Raw genomic sequence first — 5,878 nt, forward strand, 5'->3', positions numbered from 1 at the left:
TCTACATTCTCGAGGATCTCGACCAGGAAGACCAGGACGAGATCCTGTCGCAACTGCCGTTCACCGAGCGGATCAGGCTGCGCCGCTCGCTCGATTATCCCGAAGAGACGGCCGGCCGCCGCATGCAGACCGAGTTCGTCGCGGTTCCGCCGTTCTGGACGATCGGCCAGACCATCGACTACATGCGCGACGACCAGAATCTGCCCGAGCGCTTCAGCCAGATCTTCGTCATCGATCCGAGCTTCAAGCTGCTCGGCGCCATCGACCTCGACCAGATCCTGCGCACCAAGCGTTCGGTCAAGGTCGAGGAGGTGATGCACGAGACGCGGCACGCCATTCCGGCCACCATGGACCAGGAAGAGGCGGCGCGGGAATTCGAGCAGTACGATCTTTTGTCGGCCGCGGTCGTCGACGAGAACGAACGGCTGGTTGGCGTTCTGACCATTGACGATGTCGTCGACGTCATCCAGCAGGAGGCCGAGGAAGATCTGATGCGCATGGGCGGCGTCGGCGACGAAGAGCTTTCCGACAGCATCTTTTCGACCTCGCGCTCACGCGTTCCGTGGCTGCTGATCAACCTTCTGACCGCGTTCCTGGCGGCGTCGGTGATCAGCCTGTTCGACCGCACGATCGAACACATCGTGGCACTGGCGGTGCTGATGCCGATCGTCGCGGGCATGGGCGGCAATGCCGGCTCGCAAACCATGACCGTCACCGTGCGGGCGTTGGCGACCAGGGATCTCGACATCTACAATGCCGGCCGCATCATTCGCCGCGAGATGGGTGTCGGCTTCATCAACGGCATCGTCTTCGCCATCCTGATCGGCATCGTCGCGGCAGCCTGGTTCCGTGATCCCAATCTGGGCGGGATCATCGCGGCGGCGATGATCATCAACATGTTCGTGGCCGCCCTGGCCGGCATCCTGATCCCGCTGCTGCTCGATCGTTTCAAGGTCGATCCGGCGGTCGCTTCGGCGGTCTTCGTCACCACGGTTACCGACGTCGTCGGTTTCTTTGCATTTCTCGGCATTGCCACGTGGTGGTTCGGCGTGCCCTGAAGGCACGCCTTTTGGCTCAATTGACTTTTACGTAAATGCCGTGCGAGGCTCGCGCGGGGCGCCATGTCGATTCCGGCATGGCATGGGTTTTGGTTCGGGACAGAAGGGTGACGCCGCCATGGCGATCGCCCCGGTGTTTCGGCGTGTGGGAGTGGCAATGCGAGAATATTATTCGATCACCGAGTTGACCCGCGAGTTCGACGTGTCGACGCGGACGCTGCGCTTTTATGAGGACGAAGGGCTGGTGCAGCCGGTGCGGCGCGGCCGCACGCGGCTGTTTCGCCCCTCCGACCGGCAGCTCATTCGCCAGATCATGCGCGGCAAAAGGCTTGGCTTCTCGATCAACGAGATTCGCGAAATCATCCAGATGTACAAGGAGCCGCCCGGCGAAGTCGGCCAGCTCAACCTGATGATCAAGCGCATCGAGGAAAAGCGCGAGGATCTCCGGCAGAAACGCCGCGACCTCGAGGAGACGCTGGCTGAACTCGACCAGGCCGAGGAGTCTTGTGTGGAGCGGCTGGTGGAGCTTGGCGTGAATACGTAGGCAGAGAGTTTGAGGGACAGCGCCCCCCTCTCTCCTGCCGGACATCTCCCCCACGAGGGGGGAGATTGGCCGCTTGAAAGCCAGCTCAAATCCAGCGGCGCACGCGTTTGGCGTAGTCGCGGTATTTCTTGCCGAATTTTGCCGCCAGCACCTTTTCCTCGCCTTCGATCGCCACCTTCTGCGTGGCATAGGCGGCGATGAACGCCAGCGGCAGGAACCACACGATGCCCGAGACAAAGGCGACGCCGATCAACAGCAGCGTGTTGGCCAGATACATCGGATTGCGGGTGACGCCGAAGGGACCCGTGGTGACCAGGTGATCGGGTACAGCGTTGGGGTTGAGCGTGGTCTTGGCCCGGATCATGGTGCGGATCGCGGTGAACCAGAGTGCGGCGACGGCAAACAGCGCCACCCAGCCGGCCGCGAACAGGATATCGCCCAGCAGGTCGCCGATCCAGGGCAGGGGATAGAGCAGGCCCAGTGCGATGCTGACGGCGATGGCGGCGATGTAGATCAGCGGCGGCCACGGTATGAGCCCCGGCTTCGGCTGGTTCTCGGTCATTCGGCCCCTCCCTCCATCAACTTGCTGTCGGTCTTGGCGGTGCACATGCCGGCGAGATCGGACAAATGCGCTTTCCACTCCGCAGTCTGATCGTTGTTGTAGAGCCTATCAAGCGTGGACTCGCCCTCGAGTGTATCGAGCATGCAGACACAGTAGCTCGTACAGAACTCGGTGTCGCGCGACTGCTCGCAGGACAGCTGGCAGGTTTTGAGGAAATTCACCTGCGGGGTTTCGACCTGCGCCGGCATGATCTGCGAGAACAGCCAGACGCAGCCGATCAGCAGCGGCTGGTGGATCAAATAGAAAGCCAGGCTGTGCCGACCGATGAAGACCAGCGGGTTGGCCAAGCGACCGGGCGCCAGATTGGCAAGCCTGGCAAGCAGGCCGGCACCTGCGGCGAGTTTCGTCACCGCGATGCCCGCAAGCACGGCGCCGAACCACGGAAACAGCGGAACGTAGTCGTTGGAGCGCGGATTGGTCGCCGACAGGCCGACCCACCACAGCCATGGGTGATCGAAGGCCTCGAAGCGCAGATAGACGGGGGCGGCGATAACGAGCGCAGCGACGACAAGCGTCAGCAGCGCCGGCAGGCGCAGGAAGGCGAGACCGAGCAGGCTGGCCAGCGCGATCTCGTGCAAGATGCCGAAGAAGATGAAGCCGTCCGGAGTGGCTATGCGGGTGACGACCGAAATCGCGATCGCGGCTCCGGCGACCATGGCGAACCGCTTCCAGAAGCCGTTCCAGCGGATTTGTCGGCCGTGGGCGAGATACAGGCTGACGCCGACCAGGAACAGGAAGGTCGAGGCGATGCAGCGCGCGTAGATCTTCCACCAGCCGAAGGCGGTCAGGCCGGGATCGGTGTAGCCGAAGAACTCCAGATCCCAGGTGAAATGGTAGCTTGCCATGGCGATCAGCGCGATGCCGCGCACGATGTCGATGGCGACGATGCGCTTTGGTCGATCCTGAACGGGTGCGGTCGGCGTTTGGATGCTCATGGTCTCGCATTCTGATTCAGCCCCGCTGGAGGACTATCACGGTTGCCCGGGACAAAAGAAGACCGGCAACCCTGCCGATAGCGCCGGATCAGCCGCGGCATTGGGCCAGTGCCGGAAAGCCTTTGGCCGGCTTCGCTTTTGCCGGATGCACGTCGGTTTCCTCTTATTGGCGCTGAGGTCGCCACGGCAGATTTGACCCGGTGAATCTGCTTCGGGGAAAGCAATGTCCACCCATGTGCGCCATCCGATCTGGCTACCGGCCCTCAAGGCCGCGGACGCGCGCACCTTCGCTTCGCTCTATGCGGTCGAATCCTTCGCCCGCGCCACGGTGTCGAGCGTCATCCCGATCCAGGCTTACGAGATCCTGCACAACGAGCAGATCGTCTCGATCCTCTACACCGTCGTGGCGATGCTCGGCCTGTCGGTGACATTGTTCATGCCGATGCTGATCCGCCGTTTCGCCCGGCGCTGGGTCTACACGGCGGGCGCCTGCCTGCTGGCCATTGGCTCGCTGTTCTTCGTCACCGACACGCTTGCCGGGCAACTGGCCGGCATGCTGTGCCGGGTGATGGGCGCCAGCGCGCTGTCGATCACGCTCAACCTCTACATCATGGACCACATCCGCAAGACCGACTTCATGCAGGCCGAATCGCTGCGCATGGCGTGGTCGATGCTGGCCTGGACCGGTGGGCCGACGCTCGGCATCTTCCTCTACACGCGCTTCGGCGTCTATGCCGCGCATGGCGCGGTGGCCGTGTTCGCGTTAGCCTTGCTGGCATTGTTCTGGACCTACCGGCTCGGCGACAACCCGTCGATCCGTCCCGGCAAGACGCGACCAGCCAATCCGCTCGCCAATATCGGCCGCTTCATCGCCCAGCCCAGGCTCAGGCTGGCCTGGCTGATCGCGTTTGGGCGCTCCTGTTTCTGGACGACGTTCTTCGTCTATGGGCCGCTGTTCATGGTCATTACGGGTGAGGGCAAGCTGGCCGGCGGCCTGCTGGTTTCGGCCGGCAACGCGCTTTTGTTCATGGCGATTTTCTGGGGCAAGGCGGGAAAGCGCTTTGGCGGCCGCAGGACCATGACATTTGCCTATTTCGCCATGTCGGTCGCGCTTCTGGCGGCGGGCTTCGTCGGCGAAACCGTGCCGCTGCTCACCGGCGCCTTCCTGCTCTGCGGCGCCTTCTTCACCATTGCACTCGACGCGCTCGGCTCGACCGCCTTCATGCGCTCGGTGCGCTCCTATGAAAGATCGCAGATGGCGGCAGTCTATCGCACCTATCTCGACTTTTCCGAGCTGACGCCGCCGCTGGTCTATTCGGTGGTGCTGGCCTTCTTCGGCCTGGGCTCGGTGTTCGTCACGCTCGGCCTGCTGGCGGCGGTCTGCGGCTTCGTGACGTGGCGCTATCTGCCGAAATCGCTTTGACCTTCATGGCGCATTCGCAACGGTCGCCGGCGGAATTTGGTTTGCCGGACGCGAGGATTCTGCCTATAGTCGCCGGTGTCGCCGGTTCCATTTTGGAGCCAAGAGGGAATGCGGTAAGGGCGGATTTCGCCCAATGCCGTGGCTGCCCCCGCAACTGTGTGCGGTAGTCCTCTCCATATGCCACTGAAGATTTTTCTTCGGGAAGGTGGGGAAGGACGCTGATCCGTGAGCCAGGAGACCTGCCGGCGACAGGAAACTGACTTCGATGCCCTCGGGTGGAGGGCGAAAGGACAAGACATGACTACCGCTTCCGTCTCCCTCGGCGCTTCCGTCTCCTCGCAGTCGCGCTTCATGCAGCTTGCGCTCGCCGCGCTGCTCGGCATTTTCGTGATGGGCTTTGTCGGCTTCTCGCATATCGATGCGGTCCACAATGCGGCTCACGACTATCGCCATTCGATGGCGTTTCCCTGCCACTGACGAGGGGCTGACATCATGAACCTGTTTCGCAACGTCGTGTTCATCGCGGCGATCGCAGGGCTCGTGGCCGGCGTCGTTCTCGCCTGCATGCAGGCCTATGCGACCGTGCCGCTGATCCTGAAGGCGGAAGTCTACGAACAGGCGGGCGGCGGGCATCACCATGACCATGCCGCTCCGGCAGCAACGGATAGCAATGCCATGAGCACAGCCGCTCCGGCCCCTGCCGAAGCGACTGCTGCGGCGGAAGACGAGGGCTGGGCGCCGGCAGACGGTTTCGAGCGTTTCGCCTTCAGCGTGCTTGCCAACATCGTCACCGGCATCGGCTTCGGGTTGATCCTGGTCGCGGTTTCCGAATTCGCCGGCGGTATCGGTGGTTGGCGCCAGGGCGTGTTCTGGGGCTTGGCCGGCTTTGCCGTGTTCACGCTGGCGCCGGGCCTCGGCCTGCCGCCGGAACTGCCGGCCATGCCGGCCGCCGATCTCACCCAGCGCCAGATCTGGTGGTGGGCAACGGTGGCGGCAACCGCTGCCGGTCTCGGCCTGATCGCGTTCCGCAAGTCGCTGCCGCTGGCGATCCTTGCCGTCCTTTTGATCGTCGCACCGCATGTTGTCGGGGCACCGCAGCCCGACAGTTACGAGACGGCGATTCCGGAAGGGCTGCATCACCAGTTCGTGGTGGCGGTGACCGTGACCAATCTGGTGTTCTGGCTGGTGCTCGGAGCGGTCGTCGGTGTGGTGCGCGGTCGCTTCACCGGCACCGCGACCAGCCTGCGCGACAGCTTTGCCTGATCGCAAGACACTGACCTTTCTCATCGGCGGCGC

7 protein-coding genes and 1 riboswitch are annotated in these 5,878 nt (G+C 63.3%); of the genes, 5 read left to right on the forward strand and 2 right to left on the reverse strand.

What is annotated here, in order from left to right; translation table 11 throughout:
• Both mgtE and EOA22_RS22220 read left to right on the forward strand, forming a co-directional pair.
• On the forward strand, nt 1–1,058 hold a 1,058-nt coding region (gene mgtE / locus EOA22_RS22215), incomplete at its 5' end, for a magnesium transporter (RefSeq protein WP_127390220.1).
• 157 nt (nt 1,059–1,215) lie between these two features.
• Nucleotides 1,216–1,602, forward strand: coding sequence for a MerR family DNA-binding transcriptional regulator (locus EOA22_RS22220; protein ID WP_013531113.1), 387 nt, complete (start codon nt 1,216–1,218; stop codon nt 1,600–1,602).
• A gap of 85 nt (nt 1,603–1,687) precedes the next feature.
• Here the strand turns inward: EOA22_RS22220 and EOA22_RS22225 are convergent, their stop codons facing one another.
• Entirely contained in the window at nt 1,688–2,164 is a 477-nt protein-coding gene (locus tag EOA22_RS22225; RefSeq protein WP_024501351.1) for an isoprenylcysteine carboxylmethyltransferase family protein, read from the reverse strand.
• Nucleotides 2,161–3,159 (reverse strand): DUF1624 domain-containing protein, encoded by a 999-nt coding sequence (locus tag EOA22_RS22230; protein ID WP_063168230.1) that lies wholly within the window; start codon nt 3,157–3,159, stop codon nt 2,161–2,163. Before EOA22_RS22230 ends, EOA22_RS22225 begins: the two co-directional genes overlap by 4 nt.
• Before the next feature lie 223 nt (nt 3,160–3,382).
• Here EOA22_RS22230 and EOA22_RS22235 point away from each other — a divergent pair, with 223 nt between their 5' ends.
• From EOA22_RS22235 to EOA22_RS22245, 3 genes are all read left to right on the forward strand, one after another.
• Nucleotides 3,383–4,582 (forward strand): MFS transporter, encoded by a 1,200-nt coding sequence (locus tag EOA22_RS22235; RefSeq protein WP_013531116.1) that lies wholly within the window; start codon nt 3,383–3,385, stop codon nt 4,580–4,582.
• 65 nt (nt 4,583–4,647) lie between these two features.
• Nucleotides 4,648–4,844, forward strand: a riboswitch (cobalamin riboswitch).
• A gap of 35 nt (nt 4,845–4,879) precedes the next feature.
• The gene (locus EOA22_RS22240) at nt 4,880–5,059 is read left to right on the forward strand and encodes a CbtB domain-containing protein (protein WP_013531117.1); all 180 of its coding nucleotides are present in this window, start codon (nt 4,880–4,882) and stop codon (nt 5,057–5,059) included.
• Nucleotides 5,060–5,074: 15 nt separating this feature from the next.
• Nucleotides 5,075–5,845: a CbtA family protein gene (locus EOA22_RS22245; RefSeq protein WP_013531118.1), complete on the forward strand. Its 771-nt coding sequence runs from the start codon at nt 5,075–5,077 to the stop codon at nt 5,843–5,845.
• Nucleotides 5,846–5,878: the final 33 nt, after the last annotated feature.

Origin of the sequence: Mesorhizobium sp. M7A.F.Ca.US.014.04.1.1, from assembly GCF_003998745.1 — a bacterium.
Lineage (GTDB): Bacteria > Pseudomonadota > Alphaproteobacteria > Rhizobiales > Rhizobiaceae > Mesorhizobium > Mesorhizobium ciceri.

Excerpts from the sequence above, each read along its gene's own strand:
- EOA22_RS22225 (WP_024501351.1), bottom strand. The coding sequence starts at position 2,164 with ATGACCGAGAACCAGCCGAAGCCGGGGCTCATACCGTGGCCGCCGCTG.
- EOA22_RS22245 (WP_013531118.1), top strand. The coding sequence starts at position 5,075 with ATGAACCTGTTTCGCAACGTCGTGTTCATCGCGGCGATCGCAGGGCTC.
- EOA22_RS22240 (WP_013531117.1), top strand. The coding sequence starts at position 4,880 with ATGACTACCGCTTCCGTCTCCCTCGGCGCTTCCGTCTCCTCGCAGTCG.
- EOA22_RS22220 (WP_013531113.1), top strand. The coding sequence starts at position 1,216 with ATGCGAGAATATTATTCGATCACCGAGTTGACCCGCGAGTTCGACGTG.
- EOA22_RS22230 (WP_063168230.1), bottom strand. The coding sequence starts at position 3,159 with ATGAGCATCCAAACGCCGACCGCACCCGTTCAGGATCGACCAAAGCGC.
- EOA22_RS22235 (WP_013531116.1), top strand. The coding sequence starts at position 3,383 with ATGTCCACCCATGTGCGCCATCCGATCTGGCTACCGGCCCTCAAGGCC.